Annotated in this window: 16 protein-coding genes and 1 riboswitch; of the genes, 3 read left to right on the top strand and 13 right to left on the bottom strand. The window is 47.0% G+C overall.

Annotation, left to right across the window (positions count from 1 at the left end):
• Positions 1-12 precede the first annotated feature (12 nt).
• The 11 genes from BN1546_RS18475 to gcvH all read right to left on the bottom strand — a co-directional run bounded on the left by BN1546_RS18475 (position 13) and on the right by gcvH (position 16653).
• A complete protein-coding gene (locus BN1546_RS18475; protein ID WP_090738527.1) occupies positions 13-999 on the bottom strand; it encodes a S66 family peptidase in 987 nt (328 codons plus the stop codon).
• Positions 1000-1181: 182 nt separating this feature from the next.
• Entirely contained in the window at positions 1182-2678 is a 1497-nt protein-coding gene (locus BN1546_RS18470; RefSeq protein ID WP_090738526.1) for a methyl-accepting chemotaxis protein, read from the bottom strand.
• Positions 2679-2886: 208 nt separating this feature from the next.
• Complete coding sequence (locus BN1546_RS18465; protein ID WP_090738525.1) at positions 2887-3528, bottom strand: 50S ribosomal protein L25; 642 nt, start codon at positions 3526-3528, stop codon at positions 2887-2889.
• Positions 3529-3764: 236 nt separating this feature from the next.
• Entirely contained in the window at positions 3765-6293 is a 2529-nt protein-coding gene (gene pulA, locus BN1546_RS18460) for a type I pullulanase (RefSeq protein WP_090738524.1), read from the bottom strand.
• A 309-nt stretch (positions 6294-6602) separates the two neighbouring features.
• Positions 6603-8258: a thiol reductant ABC exporter subunit CydC gene (cydC, locus tag BN1546_RS18455; RefSeq protein WP_090738523.1), complete on the bottom strand. Its 1656-nt coding sequence runs from the start codon at positions 8256-8258 to the stop codon at positions 6603-6605.
• Positions 8251-10404 carry a DUF454 family protein gene (locus BN1546_RS18450; protein ID WP_090738522.1) on the bottom strand — a complete coding sequence of 718 codons (2154 nt, stop codon included), beginning with the start codon at positions 10402-10404 and terminating at the stop codon, positions 8251-8253. The genes cydC and BN1546_RS18450 overlap by 8 nt, the downstream gene beginning before the upstream one ends.
• A gap of 210 nt (positions 10405-10614) precedes the next feature.
• The gene (locus BN1546_RS18445) at positions 10615-11760 is read right to left on the bottom strand and encodes a mannitol-1-phosphate 5-dehydrogenase (RefSeq protein ID WP_090738521.1); all 1146 of its coding nucleotides are present in this window, start codon (positions 11758-11760) and stop codon (positions 10615-10617) included.
• Entirely contained in the window at positions 11757-12191 is a 435-nt protein-coding gene (locus BN1546_RS18440) for a PTS mannitol transporter subunit IIA (protein ID WP_013372570.1), read from the bottom strand. Before BN1546_RS18440 ends, BN1546_RS18445 begins: the two co-directional genes overlap by 4 nt.
• Positions 12188-14266, bottom strand: a complete 2079-nt coding sequence (locus tag BN1546_RS18435) for a BglG family transcription antiterminator (RefSeq protein ID WP_090738520.1) — start codon at positions 14264-14266, stop codon at positions 12188-12190. The genes BN1546_RS18440 and BN1546_RS18435 overlap by 4 nt, the downstream gene beginning before the upstream one ends.
• 83 nt (positions 14267-14349) lie before the next feature.
• On the bottom strand, positions 14350-15828 hold the full coding sequence (locus BN1546_RS18430) for a PTS mannitol transporter subunit IIBC (protein WP_090738519.1): 1479 nt from the start codon (positions 15826-15828) through the stop codon (positions 14350-14352).
• A 426-nt stretch (positions 15829-16254) separates the two neighbouring features.
• Positions 16255-16653: a glycine cleavage system protein GcvH gene (gcvH, locus tag BN1546_RS18425; protein ID WP_090738518.1), complete on the bottom strand. Its 399-nt coding sequence runs from the start codon at positions 16651-16653 to the stop codon at positions 16255-16257.
• 301 nt (positions 16654-16954) lie between these two features.
• Positions 16955-17146, top strand: a riboswitch (glycine riboswitch).
• 176 nt (positions 17147-17322) lie between these two features.
• Between gcvH and gcvT the strand changes: the two genes are divergently transcribed.
• The 3 genes from gcvT to gcvPB all read left to right on the top strand — a co-directional run bounded on the left by gcvT (position 17323) and on the right by gcvPB (position 21395).
• The gene (gcvT, locus tag BN1546_RS18420; protein ID WP_090738517.1) at positions 17323-18423 is read left to right on the top strand and encodes a glycine cleavage system aminomethyltransferase GcvT; all 1101 of its coding nucleotides are present in this window, start codon (positions 17323-17325) and stop codon (positions 18421-18423) included.
• A 123-nt stretch (positions 18424-18546) separates the two neighbouring features.
• Positions 18547-19902, top strand: coding sequence for an aminomethyl-transferring glycine dehydrogenase subunit GcvPA (gcvPA, locus tag BN1546_RS18415; protein WP_025676126.1), 1356 nt, complete (start codon positions 18547-18549; stop codon positions 19900-19902).
• Positions 19899-21395 (top strand): aminomethyl-transferring glycine dehydrogenase subunit GcvPB, encoded by a 1497-nt coding sequence (gcvPB, locus tag BN1546_RS18410; protein WP_090738516.1) that lies wholly within the window; start codon positions 19899-19901, stop codon positions 21393-21395. The genes gcvPA and gcvPB overlap by 4 nt, the downstream gene beginning before the upstream one ends.
• A 128-nt stretch (positions 21396-21523) precedes the next feature.
• Here the strand turns inward: gcvPB and ptsP are convergent, their stop codons facing one another.
• Both ptsP and BN1546_RS18400 read right to left on the bottom strand, forming a co-directional pair.
• The gene (gene ptsP, locus BN1546_RS18405) at positions 21524-23236 is read right to left on the bottom strand and encodes a phosphoenolpyruvate--protein phosphotransferase (RefSeq protein WP_017426742.1); all 1713 of its coding nucleotides are present in this window, start codon (positions 23234-23236) and stop codon (positions 21524-21526) included.
• Complete coding sequence (locus BN1546_RS18400) at positions 23229-23504, bottom strand: HPr family phosphocarrier protein (protein WP_013372579.1); 276 nt, start codon at positions 23502-23504, stop codon at positions 23229-23231. The genes ptsP and BN1546_RS18400 overlap by 8 nt, the downstream gene beginning before the upstream one ends.
• Positions 23505-23604: the final 100 nt, after the last annotated feature.

The raw sequence follows: 23604 nt of genomic DNA, 5'->3' as shown, positions 1-23604 counted from the left end.
ATATGCCTACCACTACTCACATATTTCAATCCTCACCCTGCCATTACGGGCACGAATAAGCGCCTTTCCGCCAATCGGATATGTAAACTGCGGCGTGGTGTGGCCAAAATCGGCATCTGCAATCACCGGTATAGAGGCCAATTCTCTTTTCGAGCGAATGATTTGCCGCAGCAATTCTTCTGTCATATGAGACGCCTTCTGAAATCGTCCTATGATGATTCCTTTAACCTGATCAAATCCAGGCTGGTGCAACAATGATTGCAAATCCCGGTCAAATGTAGCGGGAGAGCTTTCGTAATCATCCTCAACAAACACTATGGTTCCTTTTAGACTTGGCATGTATGGGGTTCCCTGTAACAAATTCAGGGTACACAAGTTTCCACCCACAATCGTACCCTCTGCTTCTCCTTCATGAATCGCATATGGACCCGCATTATGGTGAAAGCTTCTTTTATCCTGATCCAGATACCAAGTATCGTCACTCCACTCCGATGAAGATTGGATTTGAATGCTGCCCTCTTCCAACATTAACCTTTGGAAATAAGTCATCGTATACTCATTTCCTCGCAACATGGCGAACGTCAAAAAATGAGGTCCCGCATACGTGATAAGCCCCGTCTTAGCATAAATCGCATGGCTTAACACCGTTATATCCGAATAACCACAAAATCGTTTAGGATGAGCGCTGATCAGATCATAATCCAGATGGGCAAGGAGCTGATTGGCATTATAGCCCCCAATTGAGGTCAGGATGCCCTTTACCTTCGGATCGATAAAAGCTTCGTGCAAGTCAGCTACTCTAGACTCTATCGAAGAAGATGCAAAATCATCGTTTTCCAGCACATGCTGTGAAAAGCTCACTTTAAACCCAAGCGCCTCCAGCCTATGCTGGGCAATCAGGCGATTTTCCTCAGAAACAATAGACAAGCTTCTGGATGGCGAAAGAATGCGTATCTCGTCTCCAGCTTTTAATTTAGGTGCTTGCTTTCCCATCATCATAGCCACTCCCCCTTGTTACAAAGCATTTAAACTGCCACAAATTATACCATCAACTTCCATCTAATTATAGCTTCTAAAACTTCCCACTTCATTTCCCTTCTTCTTAAACACAGTAAAAAACCGGGGATACCGCTTGTTAGCGATAAGCCCCGGATCTCTAGTCCGCTGATGAAGCTTTTCGGTTATTTACTTTTGCTGATTTTGCTAGAACTGCCGCCCTCATTCTGATCATGCACCAGCTCTTTCAACTGAATAATCAATGCCTCCAGCTCACTAAATCCCGCCACCATATTGGAGGTTATATTTTGCTGCTCCTCTACTCCAGCCAAAATTTGCTCTGACGCTGCACTTGCTTGTTCTGTCGCACTGGAAAATTCCATCATCTCTTGAACGACCTGAGACGAAAATTGCTGCATACTATTCGTACTGGACTCTACCTCCACGGCCTGCACCAATACTTTATTGGCATTTTGCAGGATATCCTCCAGTACAATTTCGGTCGAATGTGCCGACTCCATACTTTGCTGTAATCTTTCCTGTCCCATGTCAAATTGACTTACAACAGAATCCATCTGAGTTCTCAGCTGCTCCAAAATACCTTCCATCGCCACTGAGGTGTTTCCAACCATTTCAGCCAAATTACGCACTTCTCCAGCCACAATCGCAAATCCTTTCCCATGCTCTCCCGCTCTGGCAGCCTCAATGGATGCATTCAAGGACAGCAAATTGGTTTGCTTTGAGATTTGAGTAATATCTTTAAGCATGGAAGACATATTGTCACTCTGCACTTTAAACTCATCTAATTCTTCTTTGGTACGACTCATCACCCGACCCAAATCCTTAATTTGAGATGTTAGTGCAAGTAGTTGACTGCTCCCTCTACCCCCGGCATTTTTCGTATCTTCGGAGAGCTGCTTCAGTTCTCGGGAATGATCGGCAACCTCGCGCACGTGCTGATCAGACTGAGCCAAGTTATCGGTTACCTCAGTGATATTCGAAGCTTGCATTTCTACGCCTTTAGCGACCTCCTGAAACCCGATAGCAACTTCATTCGTCACGTTGCCTGTAGCATCCACTTGATTCCTGAATCGTTCTGTAAAGCTATGCAATCCAGCTACAGCTTGTCTAACTTGCTCAAACAAGAATTCAATCCGTTGCCTTGTTGCCTCCATATCTTTATTTTGCTCTTCCGTTTTCTGAAACTGCTTTTGATTTAACACCGATACCACTAACAGTAGCAAACCAATCAGTAAAACAATGATAAACTCATGCACATAACGCAAAGAACCGGTAGCCTGGGGAGTTGCGGGCGTACCGATCGTAATTTGTACAAAAATATTACACAGATTTAAGGTCATGGTTACCAGAAAATATCGGTAAGATGGGTAGAGCAACAACAATGAGCAGATAAAGATCGAAACTACTACATCCACGCTAGACAAGTTCACAAATATACATATTAATGCACTATAAAATGTAATAATCCAAGGAATAAGACGGATTCCTTTCTTTTTCATATTCAGAATTGTCAAAACTGCCGCGACTACAAATCCTACACCACTAGATACCCACATCGAGGGATTAGATACTGCCGGGATGATGCTGCTCAAAGTCATAATCCAAAAAATAATGATCACCAATTTGTTTCTTTGCCACAACAATTCATTCGTTCTGTCCATGATTGCGTACGCGCTCCTTAGATATATATTAGGTATTTATAAAATAAAAATGTAAATGCCATACTATATATATCGTCATATCAGAACGCGTATTGAATGATGGTCGTGCTTTAAAGAGAAAAACCGCCCCCTAACAGGGAACGGTTTTTAGCTCACGGTTTGATCATCTTCTTTAATCAGCCAACGTTCAATATGCCTGCTGACTTCATTAAGATTCCTTGTTTTCGGAAGCCTCTTCAGCGCCTTCAGTTGCCGCTGCATCACCTTCCACAGCAGCATTCTCTACCTCGACTGCACGCGGCACGATCACGGATGCCAGCTGCTCCTCTTCAGAGACATGCAGCGTCACACCTTTAGGAAGCTTTAAGTCGCTTGCGCTCAGCTTGTCGCCAATATCCAGTGCGGATACATCCACTTCAATTGTGGACGGCAAGTCAGAAGGCAAACCTTCAACTTCGACTTCTGTTTCTTGAACTTGCAGGATACCGCCTGTTTTTGTACCTACAGGGGTTCCCTGATAATCAATAGAAACACGCACGCGAAGCGGTTTGTTTTTGGAAATTTTTAAAAAATCGGCATGCAACCATTGGTTGTCACGCTGTTGATAATCTTTAATAATTACTGGGATCGTTTCTCCGCCTTCTACTGTGAGATTAAAAACCTCTGAACGTCCGGTTCTGACTACTTTATTAAATTCCTTGGCATCGACATGTACAGGGGTTCCCTCGATTTCAGAGCCGTAAACCACAGCTGGAATCCGTCCTTTTAACCTTAATCCACGAATGGCCGAACCCTTCTTCTCTGTTCTCGGCTGGGCGGTTAGTTGAATACTTCCTCCATTAGAACTCATGATATACAACCTCCTTCAGGTTACCTTACAAATGATTTTCCTCCAAGAATCTTGCTTGGTTTACCAGTCGTACTACAGAATATGAGCCAGCAAGCTGGCAAAACTAAACAAGTCCATAATTCTATTTTACCCCTTTTTTCTGAAAGTGACGCACATTTGCATAAAAAAATAGCATTTCTCGAAATGATCGAAAAATGCTATTTTCTCGTGTATATATGACAACCAGGCATACAAGTCTATCCCGCCCGACTATCGTTAACTAGTAATAAATATTCCTCTCTGCCACTATGAATCAATACCTGCATCACAGACTGGGTCAGATCTACATCAATATATCGATCTGCCTCCACATCCTTGGCATCCCAGTGATTCAGGCGGACAATGTAGCCAATTCGCTGTACATCAGGAGCCACCCGAATGCGGGCTACTGCCCGACCATTATCCCAATCATGAAATTCAACATGTCCGTCCTGGTGCCCGGTGCCCCATACCCACACATTCCAGCCAGAGTATTGCCGATCTGCACGCTCGTAGATCAATTCAATTGTGCGGAATGGAATAACCTCTCTATCGTTTCCTAGCTGGGCATCTGTCATTGCTGTACCTGCAATCTCTTGATTTGTCCCCTCATCCAAGCCTTTCGTTTTGTTATCCATTTGCTCGTTGGCTTGACCTTGCTCGGTCAAAAAGGAGGCTTGCGGAGGTCCATCCTGATCATACAACACCATCATCGACCAGCGCGATACCGTCACACGATGGCCTACCACCTCATACCGTGTCTCATTCCCGGCCCCGTGTGCATCCACGACCACATGCCAACGGTCCGATTCCGCAGGCAATGATATGGTCTGTTCTGTATCCGAACCGTTATAAATCACCACAATATGATTCCAGGCATCGCCGTTAGCATGATGCCTCAAGGCAAAAGCGACCACATGCCCATTGCTTTGTAGGACTTCCATATGCTGCTCCACCAGCTCACGCTGATCTATACGGAATGCCGGGTGACTGCGCCGCAAAGCAATTAAGCCTTTGTAGTAATCAAACACAGGTCGAAACCTCGCCTTGTGATTCCAACGGATGGCGTTCACCACATCAGAGCTTCGGTAGCTGTTATGGTCTCCATATTTGGAACGCAGCAGTTCATCCCCTGCATGGATAAAAGGAATGCCTTGCGATGTCAGAACCATTCCGTTAGCTAACAGGGACTTACGTACAGTTTCGTTTTCAAGTAGGTTACTTTCATCCATCTCCTGATACGGGTCTGCTTCGGCTACGGCTTGTTCGGCTGTCCTTCCATCTTTGGGGTTCCCCTGCTCCCATTGCGGAAAACGACAATGCTCCCGCAAATGTCTCACCGTCAAAATTTTATCCCACAAATTGAGATTATCGTGGGCCGTTACATAATTGACGGTCTCTGATGGCTGAGCTGTGAAATCATAAATAGCTCCAAAAGCACCTTGAAGTACCCGTTCCTCCTGATTTTCCGCACCCGTAGCAAACCCGCTTCCTGTACCGTCGCTATCTCCCTTAATGGCAGAACGGTAATTGTCATTAAAAACGGCAAAACCCTTATCCCGCTGCGTTCCTTTTAATGTAAGCAAAGGCTGAGGGGACTCTCCTCCTGTCCAAGGCTCACCATAGATCAGCAGATCGGGACGTATCTCAGAGCGAAGTTCTCGAGTAAGCTGCTCTACAGTCGGTGTATCAATCAACGCCATCAAATCAAACCGGAAGCCATCTATATGATATTCCTCTGCCCAATAGCGCAGTGAATCCTTGATATACTTGCGCACCATCGGACGTTCGGTTGCCATCTCATTACCTACACCTGATCCATTGGTGAGCTTCCCTTGCTCATCTGTACGGTAATAATATCCTGGTACAACTGGCTCAAACGGACCCTTTTCCACCGAATACGTATGATTGTACACGACGTCCATAATGACACCGATGCCGGCCGCATGCAGAGACTGTACCAGCAATTTCAACTCGCGTATACGCGCCTCCGGATCAGCTGGATTGGAAGAGTAGGACCCCTCCGGCACATTATAGTGCTGCGGATCATAGCCCCAGTTATATTCAGTTCCTAATTCCGAAAAGTCATTCACCGTATGAAAGTCAGCCACGGGAAGCAAATGAACATGTGTAATGCCCAGCTCCAGCAAATGATCCAGTCCGATACGGTTACCCTCGGAATCCGTTAATCCCGTATACGTAAAGGCTGCAAACCGCCCCTGAGCGGCAGATAAATCTTTTATACCCGTATTAAAATGGGGGTCCATCGAAAAATCACGCACATGAAGCTCATAGATAATGGCATCCGTCGCACGCTCAAGTACAGGCCCCTCATCCTGTTCCCATCCATCCGGGTTGGTTCGATCCAAATCAATGATAGCCGTACGTTGCCCATTGGCTGATACCGCTCTGGCATATGGATCGGCAGCATAATGAATGGTGTGGTCCACCCACTCCAGCCTGTACATGTAATAATATCTGTTCCAGTCGCCTTCCAGTTCGATAGACCATACACCTTGATCATCACGGCTCATTAGAAATTCCTGACCACCACCGTGCTCCTGAACGATTCCTTCCTGATCGTACACCCCTGCGTCGGTATACAACGCTATATGAACCTGCTGTGCAGTCGGTGCCCATACCTTAAATTTGCTGCCCGCAGGCGTATAAGTAAGACCCAAATCATAGCCTTCATATATGGGATATGCTGTGTGCTCAAGTCCCTTGAGCTGATTGAAATCAGACATTCCTGTTCACCACCCATTTTTATACATCGGCTTATAGCCTCTGTTCATCCATCATTTATGATGTTTATGACTTGTCAATATACCTCAGGATTTGCAAAATCCTCACCTCATAGGCTATCAAAATAAGACAAGCTTGAAAAGCTGGATGAATTAAATAAGGATGACACTCTCATTTCAACACGCACACTCCATTTTATGACAAAACGATGAACAGGCTACAGCTTTCGCCTCCAAAGCATCACATTTATTTTCTAGCTTTTATCACTTATAGACTAGACTGAAAAAAGCATGCTAAACCATGTACCATTTTCAGGAGAGTCGGCGGTTATCCATTTGAAAAATTTCGTCAGCCATTCGCATAGTAGAGCTTCGATGCGAAACAAGGATAATCGTTTTATCTTGCTGCTGTTCTTTTAACGATTTTAAAATAATCGCTTCGTTCAAACTGTCCAAATTGCTAGTAGGTTCGTCCAGCAGTAAGAGGGGCGCATCATGAACAAAGGCTCTGGCCAGTCCCAAGCGCTGACGTTCTCCACCAGACAGCCTGTCCCCCAACTCTCCAACTCGGCTGTCATATCCTTGAGGCAATGTCATAATAAAATCGTGCACTGATGCCTTACGGGCTGCTTCTACAACCTGTTGATGTGTAGCATCAGGCTTTCCAATTTTGATATTAGCTGCAATGGAATCATCAAACAGGAATGTATGCTGATCGACGTAGCTTTGCAAGCTTCTTAAATGTCGGGTCTCAATGTCCTTTAAATCGTGTTCAGATAGCAAAATTCCACCTTGTTGCGGGTCCCTGAATCGCATCAGCAACTTCAACAACGTTGACTTGCCGGAGCCGCTTTTACCCTGAATACCTATAATTCGCTTGGGCGGTATCGTGAGACTTACGTCCTTCAGCACCGTTTGACCATCGTATGCAAAAGTCACCTTATCTATCTGCGCTCCAGTAAAGCCAACAGTCATTCCATCCATATTTTCTTCTACCTCCGGGGTCTCCTCCAGCAAACTCAGCACTCGTTCCCCGCTTGCCAGCGTCTGAAGCAAATTGTTAGACAAATTGCTCAGCGCGACCACCGGACCAAATGAACTAAACAGGGCAATGACTGAAATCAGCATACTTGTAAAATCCATCTGCCCCTTAGACATGCCATACAATCCAGCTAGCAGCATCAAGAATGAAAATCCGACTACAGCCGCATCTGTGATCGCTCTTGTGATGCCTTCGTGATGCTTCAAGTCCTTCTGCTTGGCATCCAACTGATCCGTACGACGGTTAATTTCATTTAATCGTTGTTCCCCTTGTCCATATTGAACAATTTCCTTCATCCCGCGTAAACTGTCCAAAAAATAACTACTCAGCTGGCCGAAGCTACTTCGGTATTCCATCCCTTGACGTTTGCCCATACGTGACGTAAGCAGAGGAATGAATAAACCGACGGTTATGTAAGCAAGCGCAGCGATCCCGCCTAGTAAAGGCTCATAAGAGCCTATAAAAAACACCATAAGCAGTGAAGTAATAATGCCGATCATAACAGGCGCTATCGTATGCGCATAAAATACTTCCAATAGCTCAATATCACTTGTAATCAGCGAAATCAGATTCCCTTTGTCCTTGCCTTCAAGCTTGGCTGGAGCCAATCTGCGCAAGGCTTGAAGCACCTTGTCACGCAGCACGGCCAGCAGCTTGAAAGCGAGATAATGACCGCTCATTTGCTCGCCATAACGAAATACGCCGCGTAATACAGCACATAGCACGATGGCAGTCAGCAAAAATGTCATGCTGTAGCCTGTCGTGATGCCCGTTGCTGTCAGTAAGGCAAGGGCCCCATACACAATAATGCCAATAGCACACACAAAACCAAGCACTCCTGTAACAATCGTAATGAGCAGCACAGGTAAAAGAGGCCCTGCCAAGACCAACAATTGACCCATAATCCGTAAACCGTGTCTACGCATATACAGCACCTACTTTCACAAACTGTTCCATCCTATGCTGACTGAGATACATCTCCGCATAATGTCCCTGCTGGCTCAACAGCTCCTGATGCGTTCCGGATTCTGCCACCAAACCATTTTGCAGCACATAAATGCAGTCAGATTGGATCACGTTTTCCAGTCTGTGAGAGATGAGAATCACTGTTTTTTGACCTGCCAGTGCATGTATGACCTCCATGATGCCTTCCTCACTCTCAACGTCAATGTTAGAGGTGGCCTCATCAAAAATATACACATGACTATCGTGCAGCAACGCTCTGGCCAGTGCTAGCCGTTGGCGCTGTCCTCCAGACCAATTCGCTCCCTGCTCCTCTATCTCTGCTTCCAGTCCCCCTTCGGAGAGAATAAAATCATACAGCTTCACTTGCCGCAACGCTTCCAGCATTTGTTGCTCATCCGCGTGCTCATTCCCCATTCTCAAATTCGCTTCTACAGTGCCTTTAAAAATGTAGCTGTTAAAACCGATCCAGGTCATATGACGCATGCGGCTTTCTTCCGTAATGGAGGTCAGTTCGGTTCCTCCGATCTTCAGGCTTCCTTGATAGCCCTCATGATGTCCAACGATCAATCCGGCTATCGTACTTTTACCTGAACCTGATTCTCCAACAATGGAAACAAAGCTGCCTTGAGGGATATTCATGGATATATTTCGTAAGGTATCTCTTTCATCGTAAGCAAAATTTACCCGTTCCAGTTGAATGTCTGTGGCTTCTATGCTTTGTTGTCCTTGTATAAAATCCTCTGTACTCAACATTTGAAATATTTTGTCGCTTGCTGCCATTCCGTTCATGGCGATATGAAAGTAGGAACCGAGCAGACGCAGCGGAATGAAAAACTCTGCCGACAGCAAAACAATGATGAGCGCTCCCGCCAAGCCAATATGACCTGAAGAATATTCGCTTACCGCGACCAGCACACCTGCGGCGGCACCACCAAATGCGATAAGATCCATGACAGCCACGGAGTTTAACTGCATAGTCAGGACTTTCATCGTCATTTTGCGAAAATCCTCAGCCGCTGTGTTCATCTCCTGATGTTTATCCTGGTCTGCCCCGTAAATTTTGAGCGTGGTCAGACCTTGTACATTTTCCAAAAAACTGTGGCCCAGATTGACATAGCTGCCCCAATATTTTCGAAACAGCTTTTTAGCCATCCTCATAATGACAATAATGGACACTGGAATTAAGGGAACACAGATTAATAGAATAATAGCCGCTTTGAAGCTGACAAAAGAGAGGGTGATGAACAACGTTACAGGCGCAAGCAGACTATAGAATAGCTGAGGCATATATCTTCCAAAATAGGTCTCAAGCTGCTCCACCCCTTCTACAGCAACCTGAATAACCCCCGAAGTGGAAGTATGATCTGTATAAGAGGGCCCCAGCTTTAGCAGCTTGCCGTAAATCTGTGAGCGCAGCGTTTTTTTAGCATTTATTGAAGCCCGATAGGACAACATACTGGCTGCATAATTACTCAGAAAGCGAACTGCAATGGCAGCCATAACAATGACCGTCATGAATAGAATCAGCTTGCGAGTCACTTGTCCCTCCCATGCTTGCTGCATCACAAAGGCCATAGACAAAACAGCGGCTATACTCCCTAAAAGACCGATCCACTGTACAAGCACACCCAAGATGATATATTTTCGAGAATGCTCCACCAGGCCAAGCAGCCGACTATCGACCATTTTAGACTTTTTTTTTGGGGTAGGGGCGCTTTCAGTTAAAGACGGAGTTTCTGCCTCAGTTGCCCTCACAGTTCCGACTCGAAATATAAAATAATAATATTTGAACAGGATGACCAAAACGATGAGTATCTTCCCCCACATAATGGGTGTAAAGATAAATCCTGTAATCAGCATAGCTGACGCTAAGCCCAATGACGTAATTTTTGTGGACAGCTTCAACGACCTGGTTTGAACAAAACTTTCCAGATATTTTTGATACAGAGACGTATTTGAAAACCACTCATGAATCCTTTCTGACCCCCGCATAAAGAAAAAGGTTGCCAGCAGCAGAAACGGTGTAGTCGGCAGCAACGGCACCACTACGCCAATAACTCCAAGTGCCAAAAATAAAAACCCTAAGGTAATATAAATCGGTTTCACTATAATCCCCCTAATATATATATTGTTAATGATATTTTATGGATAATGATAATCATTATCAATATATATAATTTAGTCAGGTTGTTATGTGATGTAAATCACGCATATAAAAATCCTCTTGAAGCTCAACTCTACAGAACACTTTTGTGCTCATGTAGATGTTTGGTCTTCAAGAGGATGATTGAAATAAGTGCGTGTTATTGCGTTGTTTTATGAACTTATAATATCATATTGCTCCAATACCTGCCGATGTAACGGGTTATCTGCAGGTATGGACGTATAACGTGTCAGCGCTACACTCACCCCTTGGCTGCGAATCACCTGCTGAAGCTCAACTGCTTCGGGGTCTTCCGTAATATCAAATTTGCAGGCAGCAGCCATTCCTAACGCCAGATGATCGGTCCGGATACCATACTCCTGTGCTTGCAGCGCGGGACGTACAAGACGGTCATTGGGAGACAGCTTGCGAAGCGGTGAACGTCCGACCCGAGTAACCTCGTCTGTCAGATTAGGATTGCGGAAGCGATCCAGAATCTTAGAGATGTACTTCTTATGCTCCCCTTGATTCAAGCCAAATCGCTTTACAAGCACCGCTCCTGTTTCCTCCAGCGCCCCTTCGATTGAATCTACCACCTTGGTATCCTTCATGGCCTCCTGGATCGTGGCATAACCTGCGGTATAACCAATATAGGCCGCCACGCAATGCCCCGTATTCACCGTAAACAACTTGCGTTCAATATAAGGCTCCAGATCCTGCACGTAAAGAATGCCTTCGATTTCTTCATGGTCAGGTGCCATTTGCGAGCGATCCACCACCCACTCGTAAAAAGGCTCTACCTGCACATGCAACGGGTCCTCATGATGCTGGATCGGCACAATCCGGTCTACAGCAGCATTGGGGAAATATACCGAAGCCTCTGCCTTGGCACGAGTCGCCTCATCCAGTAGCGCAAAAACATACTCTTTCAGTTGGGTGCTGCCTCCAATTGCATTTTCGCAAGCGATCACATGCAGCGGGCCTGCCCCTCGCTCCACCCGCCGCGCTATCCCCTCGGCAATACCTGCTGCAATATGCCTGAGGATGCTAACCCCGACTGCGGTCGTTACCAGATCAGCATGGTTTACTGCATCCGCTACAGCGGATGCATCTCTGCCGTCAATCGCGGTTACATTCGTTACCGTCTCCGTATCCTTCGTATCATTCGCCAACTCAACAGTATATTGCTTGCGGCGTCGTAACTCAGATACAAGTGTCTCGTTGACATCTGAAAAAACAACCTCATAGCCTGCACGCGACAGAATCAGCCCAATAAAGCCGCGACCGATATTTCCTGCTCCAAAGTGGACGGCTCTCATAGCTCCAGCTCACTTTCGAACAGATCTATAATTTCCTGTGGGATCACCGCGTTGCGAAGTTTGTCCATGTTTTCTTCCTCCGCACATACCACTGCGATACTTGTCAAAATCTCCATATGATCGCCGCCTTGGGCTGCAATGCCGATCACCATGTATGCTTTTTCTTCCCCGAAATCTACGCCTTGCGGGAACTGAACGATGGAGATACCAGTGGATTGAACAAGTGTCTTAGATTCCTTGGTACCATGTGGAATAGCCAGCCCGTTCCCGATATAGGTGGATACAATCTCCTCGCGTTCAAGCATCTTGTCAATGTACTCAGTTGTAATATGTCCTGCATCCAGCAGGATTTGTCCTGCCATACGAATCGCCTCATATTTGTCTTTGGCGGTTGCGTTCATTTTTATTTTGTCTATCGTCATAATACTCACGGTAGGTTCCTCCCTGTCCCTAATTTACTGTGAAAAAATTCAGCCAGCTCAGTCGATATATAATTGGCAATCTGATCTCTGCTACCGTGTTCCAGTAGTGTAATCATGTCTTCCTGCAGCAGTAATGCACTAATCTCGCTCAATACTTCCAAGCTTTCTTTCGGTAACTCACGAGGTCCCAACATCAGCAGAACGCATTCTACCTGTTCGTCTACATCCGCCAACAGCGGCTCAGCCAGCTTATACAAGGTCAGCGAAGGCTGGAGAATATTGGGACTGCGTGTATGAATTAAAGCAACGGAGGTATCAGCAATCACCTGACTACCTTGGCGCTCTCTTTCCATAAGCTGTTCAGCAACAACAGAAGGCTCTGTGACATTTCCCCGCCCTGCCTCCAACATGCATATAGCCTCTATGGTAGCTGGCATATCCATCCCTCGATTTTCCAGTGGATACACTTGAAATTGCTGTACAATGTGCACAATCTCCTCAAGACTTTTCCGTAGTCCTGTAAGCCACTCCATGCCCTGGCCGGGGAGAACAGCCTGTTCCTGACGATGATCACTGAGTTGATTGAGTGTAATATGCTGGATGAAATGACGCAGGCGGTCACTCTCCTCTTGCGTCAGCAGCGGGCTGATTTTAAGATACCGATCCGGCTCAAGCGGCAGCTCCACTGTCGAAATGATCAGATCATAATCCTCCTTGGGAATCCGCGTTGCCTCGTACCATGAGGCCCTATCCACGATTTTGATCTGTGGCAGCTCCTTGGCCAGTCTTGTTGCCAGAAGTCTGGAAGACCCAATTCCGCTCGTGCAGACTACGATTGCTCGAACCTCCCGCTGCAATTGTCGCAGCCGCTCCAACGAAGCGCCAAAATGCATGACCAGAAATCCGATCTCTTCATCTGGTACTTCCATTTCCGTCATATCCGCCGCAGCCTTTTTGACCGAGTCGAACAAGCTGCCGTAATCCTTGCGAATTTGCTGAAGGAGAGGGTTGCGGATCGCTCTCCCTTCCCTCAAACGTTTGAATACTGGAGCCATATGGGCAATCAGCCCTTCACGCAGGACACGATCCTCTGCTAATGGTGTGCCTGTCTCTGCCTCTACACGACGAATCAACTCATGAACCGACTCCAGCAGTACAAGATCATCAAGTGGCAGCAAGCGGGTGGAATGATCCTCAGCATCACGGAACAGCAACCCGAAATAACATCGTTCCGGTTCTGGAAATTCAATATCCAGCGCCGCTGACAACTCTGCGCATATACGCTCCACCATAGCTGTGCGCAGCATGATATTCTCCTCTGAATCTGTTTTCGAATACGAGAGACGATGATCCACAACGTACCCAAGGCGCAGACGTGCCAGAGAAACGCAAATTTGAATCAGCAGTTCCATATATTTGCTTTCCACCATGTTTTTCAGCCATTGATCATGAGGCTGCCAGAGAACATTCTCCACGGTTAGCAGATTCTCTCTGCCAATCATCTCCAGCAATTTTTTTGTGACACGTGTTACGGGACGAAGCTCCTCTCGGCCGGAAAACAGATCCGATTCATCCAAATATTCGAGAGCAAGCTCAGAAATCGCCCGTCTTTTGTCTATCTCCCGGCCTGTAATCTCGACACCGTATCCCCGTCTGCGCACAAGCACGAGCCCTCGATCTGCGATCCAGCCTTGTAATTCGTCCAGATCATGACTGACCGTAGTTACTGTGACTCTCAAATCCGATGCTAGCGCCAGCAGCTTGATCGGCTCCTGTGTATCCAGCAGCATGCACAGAACTACAATTTTTCTCTCCTCAGCCGAGTATTCGTCTGACTTCGTATGCAGTAATTGCTCCCGCAGACTTGCAAGCTGAGTCGGGCCGGCATCCACATAGATACCGATCCCTGATTTTTTCTCCAGCTTTACCTCATGAGCCGCCAACCAACACTCAACTGCGCCAAGTTCCCGATGAACCGTCCTTGTGCTGACATTGATCTTCTCAGCAATTTCCCCGGCCGTAACCTCTTGGGGCTGCTCCAAAAGATACTCTACGATGTCAGATTGTCGTTTCGTAATATTCATAAGCGCATACCGTTCCTTCCCAAGCTCTCATCCCTTCCAGCAGGAAATACAAACTGTATACAGCCGGCCTGACTTTATGGGGATTAAGATTCGGATTTCAGCCGTTCAACCAGCGCTTCGTATTCAGGGCTCTTCAGGAAATTGTCAATGGAAATGTGCTCAGCATTCGGGGCTACCGTTTTAGCCCGGTCTGTCAACGTTTTTTGTGTAATGACAATATCCGCATCCTGTGGAATTTCACTGATTGCCGTATTCGTTACCGTAACGCCCAAGCCCGCCTGTTTCATTTTTTTGCGCAAAATTGAGGCTCCCATGGCGCTTGAACCCATACCTGCATCACAGGAAAAGACAATTTTATTCACCTCGGATTTATCCTTAAGCGTTCGATCCGCGGCAATCTCGGCAGCACGATCGGATGCGCGGTTATCTTCCATTACAGTGGCGTTAGTGCTTGCACCCTTGCTTTGATTTTTCATATCTTTCAGGCGGGATGCAGCTTCCTCCAGCCCCTCTTTCTTTTGCTTACCAGTTTTGAGTAATACTGCGGCAACCGCAAAGGATACGACCGCAGCTGCGATCACACCGCTCAGCATCGGCAAATATCCGCCTTTGGGTGTCATCAGGAAATAAGCAATAATACTGCCTGGTGAAGGAGCAGCAACCAGTCCGGCACCTGTCAACATAAAACAGAAGGTTCCCACAACGCCCCCTGCTATAGCAGCGAGAATCAGAATCGGCTTCATCAAAATATAAGGGAAATAAATTTCATGAATCCCGCCGAAAAAATGAATAATGACTGCACCAGGAGCAGACGACTTCGCAGAGCCTTTACCGAACAGGCAATAGGCCAGCAAAATACCGAGTCCCGGGCCAGGATTGGATTCAAGCATGAACAAAACGGATTTTCCTGTTCTTGCAGCTTCCTCCAGCGCAATCGGACTCAATACTCCATGATTCAGTGCGTTGTTGAGAAATAATACTTTTCCGGGCTCAATAATGAGATTGACAAGCGGCAGTAGCCCTGCGTTCACGAGGAACTGTACCCCTGTCGACAACACTTGACTGATGGTTTGCACGATCGGGCCGATCGCCACATGCGCTAGTAATGCTAGAATGGCACCGATAATCCCAGCCGAGAAATTATTGACCAGCATTTCAAAACCTGATTTGACTTTGCCCTCAATGGCCTTATCGAACTTCTTCAATATCCATGCAGCCAGCGGACCAGCTACCATCGCGCCCAGGAACATCGGGATATCGGCCCCCACAATGACCCCCATCGTCATAATGGCACCGATCACACCTCCACGCTGTCCGTGAATCATCGTGCCTCCCGTGTAACCGATCAGCAGCGGCAGCAAATAATTTTTCATCGGATCAACCAGTTGTGCAAAACCCTCATTCGGAAACCACCCGGTCGGAATAAAAAGGGCCGTAATTAATCCCCACGCGATAAAGGCTCCCATATTGGGCATAACCATACCGCTGAGAAAGCGGCCAAAACGCTGTACGGCGACGCGAGCGCCACCGTTTGAACTGGACTTTGTGCCCACTGTGCTCATATTCATATCCTCCTTGTGAGTAAATAGCATCACTACCTTTTCTTAAAATTCATACTAAATGACAGCGCTATCTTCATCAACGAAATGAAAACGTACTTTCGTCATGAACGTTGATGACAACATTTAAATTTAAAGTAACGACAAGGCATTATACCTGTATAATTCTTCTTAATATGGCCGATAACAATAGAAATTAGTCGAAAAAACACTGTTGTAAATCTGTGCAATTGTATAAAGAGGCTCTCTTCTAAGCCTGCGCAATCAACGTAAATACGTCTTCTAAAAGACAACAAAAAAATAGCCGCTATGTCAGGTCATAGCGACTATTTTATACAAAAACTGAGCGGACTAACGATGCTCTTATTTAATTCAATATCCATATAAAAAATCAGAATAAAGCGCTATTATTTCATGCTGTATTGCTCATTATTGCTCATCCGAAATCAACTGCTCGTACTGCTCCGCAGACAGCAACTTGCCCAGAGCTTCCTCGACATCATTGCTCATCTCTACTTCGATCATCCAACCCTCTTCATAGGGTGATTCATTCACCAGCTCAGGTGTACTTTCCAGAGCTTCATTTACTTTCAAAACGGTTCCCGTCACCGGAGCAAAAAGATCGGATACGGTCTTCACCGATTCAATTGTACCAATCTCCGCCCCCTGTCCAATCGTTGTTCCCGCCCCAGGTAATTCCACAAAAACAATATCACCCAATTGATGCTGTGCAAAGTCTGTAATGCCGATCCGCAACGTCCCATCCACTGTGCGCTGAACCCACTCATGTTCGTCTGTATACCAAAGTTGCTGTTTCACTTCACTCATCCTGCTTCGCCTCACTTCCACATGAATAAAATGCTTTTGATCACCTGTATTAGACAGGTTAAGATTATGACAACAAGAACATCCATGTCAATAATACTAACAAAAATACTTCATACCAACTCATATAGCGCAGTCCATAAAAAAATGATAACTTGTAACAAACGCTTACATATCCTTATTTATATAATAAATGTTTTTCATATTGTTTTATATGACATTTTTATTGACATTTTGAATGGATTTGCGTATTAATGGGTTATAGTAATTGCTTTTGAAAATACCTCGACAACTGCAAACGCGGATGAACGCGGAGGGAGAGACTACCAAAAATATTCGCATCGCTGTTGTCGTTTGTGAGACAGTTGGGCACGCGAATCGGATCAAGTTGTTATCTGCAAAACCGGGTAACATACCGTTGATCCAAAAGGTAGCGCCGAAGGAGTAAACTTGCATTGCAGGTGAATCTCTCAGGCAAAAGGACCTCTGCCGGACGCATCTCTGGAGAGCATCCGTGAAAAGAGCGGATCACCCAAGGGGAAACCTGGTTCACACCGGGGTAACTTTCTGGTATCAAGGACAGAGCTGAAAGAAGAGTATGGACTGCCGTCTATACGTTTCTTTTAGCCTGTCTTTTTTGTTTAGCCGATTACACTGGATAGGAGTGAAAAAATGTCTAATTTGCGAAGAACACCACTATATTCGTCCTACGGGACGCAGCCCGGGGTTCGTTGTATTGACTTTGGCGGGTGGGAACTCCCCGTTCAGTTTAGCGGCATTCAAAAGGAGCATGAGGCCGTCCGACAACGTGCAGGTTTATTCGATGTATCGCATATGGGCGAGTTCTTGGTTGAAGGCAAAGAAGCTGAGGCTTTTTTGCAACAGGTAACTACGAATGATGTCAGCCAGTTGGAACCGAGCCAAGCACAATATTCACTCCTGTGTTACCCCGATGGAGGCGTAGTGGATGACTTGCTTGTATATTGCAAAGGACCAGAGCGCTACATGCTCGTTGTGAATGCCTCCAACATCGACAAAGATTGGGATTGGCTCATACGCCACGTACCAGCATCGGTTCATCTGGAGAATGTGTCTGATGCGATAGCATTGCTGGCATTACAAGGACCGGAAGCAGCACGTATTACCGCAGCCGTGACAGATACAGATATTACGAATCTGGCATCTTTCCGATTCCATGAGAACGTGCAATTGTTCGGAGCAAAAGCACTTGTCTCGCGAACTGGATATACCGGCGAAGACGGTTTTGAATTTTATATCCCTGCTGAGGAAGCACCCGCCGTGTGGGATGGTTTGCTTCGTTGCGGTGAATCGTATGGACTGATTCCCGCTGGACTTGGTGCTCGCGATACGCTGCGCTTCGAGGCACGGCTCCCGTTGTACGGACAGGAGTTATCTGCCACAATTTCACCGCTTGAGGCTGGTTTAGGTTTCTTCGTCAAGTTGAACAAAGGAGATTTTATCGGCAGGGAAGCACTGCAACGTCAAAAAGAACAAGGAATTCCTCGCAAGTTGATCGGGCTGGAAATGATTGACCGCGGTATCCCGCGCGCTCATTATCCGGTGTTCGCTGAAGGTCAACGCATCGGTGAGGTCACAACGGGTACTCAATCGCCCACCTTGAAGCGTAATCTGGGGCTGGCCCTGGTGGACAGTCGTTTTAGCACCCTATCGACACCGCTGGAGGTCGAAATTCGTGGTAAACGCCTGCGTGCGGAAGTGGTCCCAGCCCCCTTTTATAAACGGCTACGCTGATCTTAATCCTCTTCATTCTAAAAAAGCGATCATGTCAGATATAAAATTCTGGATTTTCCAATTAAGACTATGTATTAACTAATTTACTATCTAAATTTTGCTTTTCGAAAGGAGCCAGAACCTATGAAGCAGCATCGCTATCTCCCCATGACCGAACAAGACCAAACCGAAATGCTGCGTGTGGTGGGCGTATCATCCATTGATGATTTATTCAGTGACATTCCAGAGGCTATTCGATACCAAGGGGAACTTCCTCTTTCCTCTCGGCTCGACGAAAGAGCCTTAACTCGCCACATGGCCGAGCTGGCCGGACGAAACGCCAATACAGATACACATGCCAGCTTTCTTGGTGCAGGTATTTATGATCATCATATTCCATCCGTTATCCAACACATCACCTCACGTTCCGAATTTTACACAGCCTACACCCCCTATCAGCCGGAAGTAAGCCAGGGCGAGCTGCAAGCCATTTTTGAATTCCAGTCGTATATTTGCGAATTGACAGGTATGGCGGTAGCTAATGCCAGCATGTACGATGGGGCTACAGCTCTGGCGGAAGCGGGCTCATTGGCCGCTTCCGCCACGCGTCGTAAACAGCTTATCGTATCAAGGTCTGTCCATCCAGAGGCACGTCAGGTATTGGCAGCCTATGCACGCGGATTGGACCTGGACATTGTGGAAATCGGCTGTTCGGATGGCGTAACGGATGTCGATGCGCTAGCAACGGCCGTATCGGAACAGACGGCGGCTGTTTTGATCCAAAATCCCAACTTTTTCGGAGCCGTGGAAAATCTGAAGCCGATGGCTGACCTCATCCATGCGCATCAAGGGCTTATGGTTGTTAGTGCCAATCCACTGGCACTAGGCTTGCTAGAGACCCCTGGTAAGCAAGGCGCGGATATTGTTGTAGGAGACGCGCAGCCACTTGGGATCTCATCCTCCCTCGGTGGTCCGACCTGCGGTTACTTTGCCGTTTCCCAGGCGCATATGCGCCGTATCCCTGGACGTATCGTAGGCCAAACCACAGACCGTAACGGCAAACGCGGCTTCGTGCTGACCTTGCAAGCGCGGGAACAGCATATCCGCCGCGAAAAGGCCACGTCTAACATTTGCTCCAATCAAGCGTTGCTCGCTTTATCTGCATCTGTATATTTGTCTGTCATGGGTAGACAGGGGATCAAGGAAGTAGCCGAGTTAAATTTGCATAAAAGCCGTTATGCGTTAGAGCAATTGCTGAGCTTGAAAGGTGTATCTACCTCGTTTAACGCACCAACCTTTAATGAGTTTGCCCTTAAACTGCCTGAGGGTACAGATATGAGCAAACTCCAGGCCGAGCTGCTAGCTGCCGGATTTATCGCTGGCTACGATTTGGGCCGGGACTATGAGGAACTTGCTGGTCACATGCTGATTGCCGTGACGGAGCAAAGAACCAAAGAAGAGATTGACCAATTTGTACACACCTTGGGGGGATTGCTATGACACACACCGGACAGGATCAGAAACAAGAACTGTTAAAGGAACACGATCAAACGCTCATTTTTGAATTGAGCCGTCCGGGTCGCATCGCTTATTCCCTTCCCGATTGCGACGTTCCCCGTCGCCCGGTGGCAGAGCTTTTGCCGGATTATGCGCTGCGCAGCGAACCTGCAGCATTACCCGAGGTATACGAAGTAGATGTTATTCGCCATTATACCGCCCTGTCCCAGCGCAATTTCGGCGTCGACAACGGATTTTATCCGCTTGGCTCGTGTACGATGAAATACAATCCGAAGGTGAATGAGGATGTTGCCCGTTACGCAGGCTTTGCTAAAATTCACCCATATCAGCCGGAGGATAGCATCCAGGGGGCTATGGAGCTGCTGCATACGCTCCAAAATGATCTGGCTGCGTTGACCGGCATGGATGCCGTCACGCTTCAGCCCGCTGCTGGCGCCCATGGCGAATGGACCGGGCTGATGATGATCCGCTCGTACCACGAAGCACGTGGCGAGCGACGTACCAAGGTGCTCGTGCCGGATTCATCGCACGGAACGAACCCCGCCAGTGCAACCGTCGCGGGTTTCGAAACAATCACCCTTCCCTCTACCCCAGAGGGGCTGGTGGATCTGGATGCGCTGCGTCAAGCCGTAGGCAACGACACCGCTGCGCTCATGCTGACCAATCCGAACACGCTTGGTCTGTTCGAGAAGCAAATCACTGATATTGCCGCAATTGTGCATGACGCAGGTGGCCTGCTCTACTATGACGGCGCAAATTCCAATGCTATCATGGGGATTACCCGCCCTGGGGATATGGGCTTTGATGTGGTGCATCTCAATTTGCACAAAACGATGAGTACTCCGCACGGTGGAGGGGGCCCGGGCGCTGGACCCGTCGGCGTAAAGCAGCGACTGATTCCCTTTCTGCCCAAGCCGCTTGTCGTACGTGATCCGCAGGGTAGGTACCGCTGGGATCGGGAGCAGGGAGATTCTATTGGGCGGGTCAAAGCCTTTTATGGCAACTTCGGCATTCTCGTCCGTGCCTATGCCTATATCCGTAGCTACGGCCCTGATGGCTTGAAGCGAGTGTCCGAATGTGCTGTACTCAATGCCAACTACATGATGCATCGGCTGGCTCCGTATTTTGATCTGCCTTATCCCGGGCATTGTAAACACGAATTTGTCATGTCGGGACGAGGCTTGAAGAAGTTTGGAGTGCGCACGCTTGATGTAGCCAAACGGTTGCTTGATTTCGGTTACCATCCACCTACCATTTATTTTCCGCTGAATGTAGAGGAATGCATCATGATCGAGCCGACGGAAACAGAAAGTAAAGAGACGCTTGATGCTTTTGTCGACACTATGATTCATATTGCGCGCGAAGCCGAGGAGAACCCTGAGCTGGTGCTCAATGCCCCTTATACCACTCCAGTCACGCGCCTGGATGAAACCACTGCAGCCCGTAAACCTGTGCTGAATTGCGCATGTAGTTAAGATTAAATTCAACCCAACAATTCAAAGCATACAAAAAAGCCGGTATCTGTTGAGATACCGGCTGCTGTATGTATACAGCAATTTTTGTTGGAAAAAGATATAACCTTTGAAAAATGTGATACCCTTCCTTATGCTTCGATGCTTTGAACCAATTCAACAACCTGCTCAGCTGTTTGCATATCCAGAGCTTTTGCAGCCAATTTCTCCATGTCCGCACGGGACAACTTAGAGATTTGACTACGTGCTGGCAGAATGGAAGTTGCGCTCATGCTGAACTCATCAAGTCCCAGACCCAGCAGCAACGGAATTGCTGTGGTGTCTCCTGCCATTTCACCACACATACCAACCCAACGTCCTTCACGGTGAGCGGCATCAATAACCATTTTCACCAGACGCAAAATGGATGGGTTATATGGTTGATACAGGTAAGAAACTCGTTCGTTCATACGATCTGCTGCCATGGTGTATTGAATCAGATCGTTAGTACCGATACTAAAGAAATCCACTTCTTTTGCGAATTGGTCAGCCAATACCGCTGTGGAAGGAATTTCTACCATGATGCCCAGCTGAATTTCTTCAGATACGGATACACCCTCGGCTACCAACTTTTCTTTTTCCTCCAACAAAACAGCTTTAGCTTCACGGAATTCGTTCAGCGTAGCAATCATTGGGAACATAATGCGCAGGTTACCGTGTACACTTGCACGCAACAAAGCACGCAATTGAGTGCGGAAGATATCCTGGCGATCCAGACACAGACGAATAGCACGGAATCCGAGGAACGGATTCATCTCTTTCGGCAGATCCAGATAAGGAAGTTCTTTATCTCCACCGATGTCCAAAGTACGGACTACAACCGGTTTGCCTTCCATTCTTTCCAGAACCGTTTTGTAAGCTGTGTACTGTACATCTTCGGATGGGAGCTTGTCGCGTCCCATGTACAAGAACTCCGTACGGTACAAGCCAACGCCTTCTCCACCGTTGTCCAGAACACCAGCTACATCGTTAGGCGTACCAATATTGGCTGCCAGTTCGACATGGACACCATCAACGGAAACCGTAGCTTCGCCACGCAGCTTACGCCACTCTTCGCGTTGCTTGTCATATGCCACTTGTTTAGCGCGGTATTCCGCAACGATTTCTTCGGTAGGATTCACGAATACATGACCATCCAGACCATCGACGATAATCAAATCGCCGCTTTTAGCTTGAGACAATATATTTTTCGTTCCTACAACAGCAGGAATTTCTAATGAACGAGCCATAATAGCCGAATGCGAAGTGCGTCCACCGATGTTCGTTGCAAAGCCTTTAACAAATTCACGGTTCAGCTGAGCTGTGTCGGAAGGTGTCAAATCTTCTGCAAGTACAATCGTTTCTTCGGCAATTTCTGCAGGACTGACAAAATGAACACCAAGCAGATGATTAAGCACCCGTTTGGTTACATCACGCATGTCCGATGCGCGTTCTTGCAAATATGCACTTTTCATGTTTTCAAACATGGAAACAAATTGTGTAGCTACTTCATTCAAAGCATAGTCAGCATTGAGCTGCTCGTCTCTGATTTTAGCTTTAACCGGATCGATCAATTCAGGATCATTCAGGATGAGCAAGTGAGATGCAAAAATTTCTGCTTTTTTCTCACCCAGTTCCCGAAGCGTTTTCTCCTTAATCGATTCCAATTCGGTTTGAGATTCTGCCAAAGCCGCATCCAATCTTGCGATTTCAGCTTCAACATCACCAACCGCGCGTCTCTCTACAGCGTAATTCGGATGCTCCAAGATAAACGCCCGGGCAATGGCTATGCCTGCCGAAGCGGCAATCCCGGAAATTTTAAGCATGAACTTCGCCCAGCCCTTCGTTAACGATTACATTTTCAAGAGCTTTCAATGCTTCAGCAGCTTCAGCGCCTTCGCAGATAATGTTAATAGTATCCCCTTGTTCCAGACCCAGAGACAATACACCCAGAATGGATTTCAAAGTTACTTTTTTACCGTTAGCTTCGGCGAAAGACTCAGCACCGCTGAATTTGTTAGCTGTATTTACCAGCGCAGTTGCAGGACGTGCATGGATACCGTCTTCATCCGTGATTCTAAAAGTTGTTTGCATAATTTGTTCCTCCCACTTTCCTAAAGATAATATTTGTTTACACGCAGTATACCGGGCAGATGACCAGGCGGCTTAAGCCGCCTAATCAACTAATCCGAAA

The organism is Paenibacillus sp. Mc5Re-14 (genome assembly GCF_001049835.1).
GTDB lineage: Bacteria > Bacillota > Bacilli > Paenibacillales > Paenibacillaceae > Paenibacillus > Paenibacillus polymyxa_C.
The sequence above is the reverse complement of the archived record's forward strand: the minus strand, read 5'-3'. Positions and strand labels throughout refer to the sequence as shown.

What these genes read in the sequence shown, in the direction of transcription:
- BN1546_RS18475 (WP_090738527.1), bottom strand. Translation starts at nt 999, where the DNA reads ATGATGATGGGAAAGCAAGCACCTAAATTAAAAGCTGGAGACGAGATA.
- BN1546_RS18470 (WP_090738526.1), bottom strand. Translation starts at nt 2,678, where the DNA reads ATGGACAGAACGAATGAATTGTTGTGGCAAAGAAACAAATTGGTGATC.
- BN1546_RS18465 (WP_090738525.1), bottom strand. Translation starts at nt 3,528, where the DNA reads ATGAGTTCTAATGGAGGAAGTATTCAACTAACCGCCCAGCCGAGAACA.
- pulA (WP_090738524.1), bottom strand. Translation starts at nt 6,293, where the DNA reads ATGTCTGATTTCAATCAGCTCAAGGGACTTGAGCACACAGCATATCCC.
- cydC (WP_090738523.1), bottom strand. Translation starts at nt 8,258, where the DNA reads ATGCGTAGACACGGTTTACGGATTATGGGTCAATTGTTGGTCTTGGCA.
- BN1546_RS18445 (WP_090738521.1), bottom strand. Translation starts at nt 11,760, where the DNA reads ATGAGAGCCGTCCACTTTGGAGCAGGAAATATCGGTCGCGGCTTTATT.
- BN1546_RS18435 (WP_090738520.1), bottom strand. Translation starts at nt 14,266, where the DNA reads ATGAATATTACGAAACGACAATCTGACATCGTAGAGTATCTTTTGGAG.
- BN1546_RS18430 (WP_090738519.1), bottom strand. Translation starts at nt 15,828, where the DNA reads ATGAGCACAGTGGGCACAAAGTCCAGTTCAAACGGTGGCGCTCGCGTC.
- gcvH (WP_090738518.1), bottom strand. Translation starts at nt 16,653, where the DNA reads ATGAGTGAAGTGAAACAGCAACTTTGGTATACAGACGAACATGAGTGG.
- gcvT (WP_090738517.1), top strand. Translation starts at nt 17,323, where the DNA reads ATGTCTAATTTGCGAAGAACACCACTATATTCGTCCTACGGGACGCAG.
- gcvPA (WP_025676126.1), top strand. Translation starts at nt 18,547, where the DNA reads ATGAAGCAGCATCGCTATCTCCCCATGACCGAACAAGACCAAACCGAA.
- gcvPB (WP_090738516.1), top strand. Translation starts at nt 19,899, where the DNA reads ATGACACACACCGGACAGGATCAGAAACAAGAACTGTTAAAGGAACAC.
- ptsP (WP_017426742.1), bottom strand. Translation starts at nt 23,236, where the DNA reads ATGCTTAAAATTTCCGGGATTGCCGCTTCGGCAGGCATAGCCATTGCC.
- BN1546_RS18400 (WP_013372579.1), bottom strand. Translation starts at nt 23,504, where the DNA reads ATGCAAACAACTTTTAGAATCACGGATGAAGACGGTATCCATGCACGT.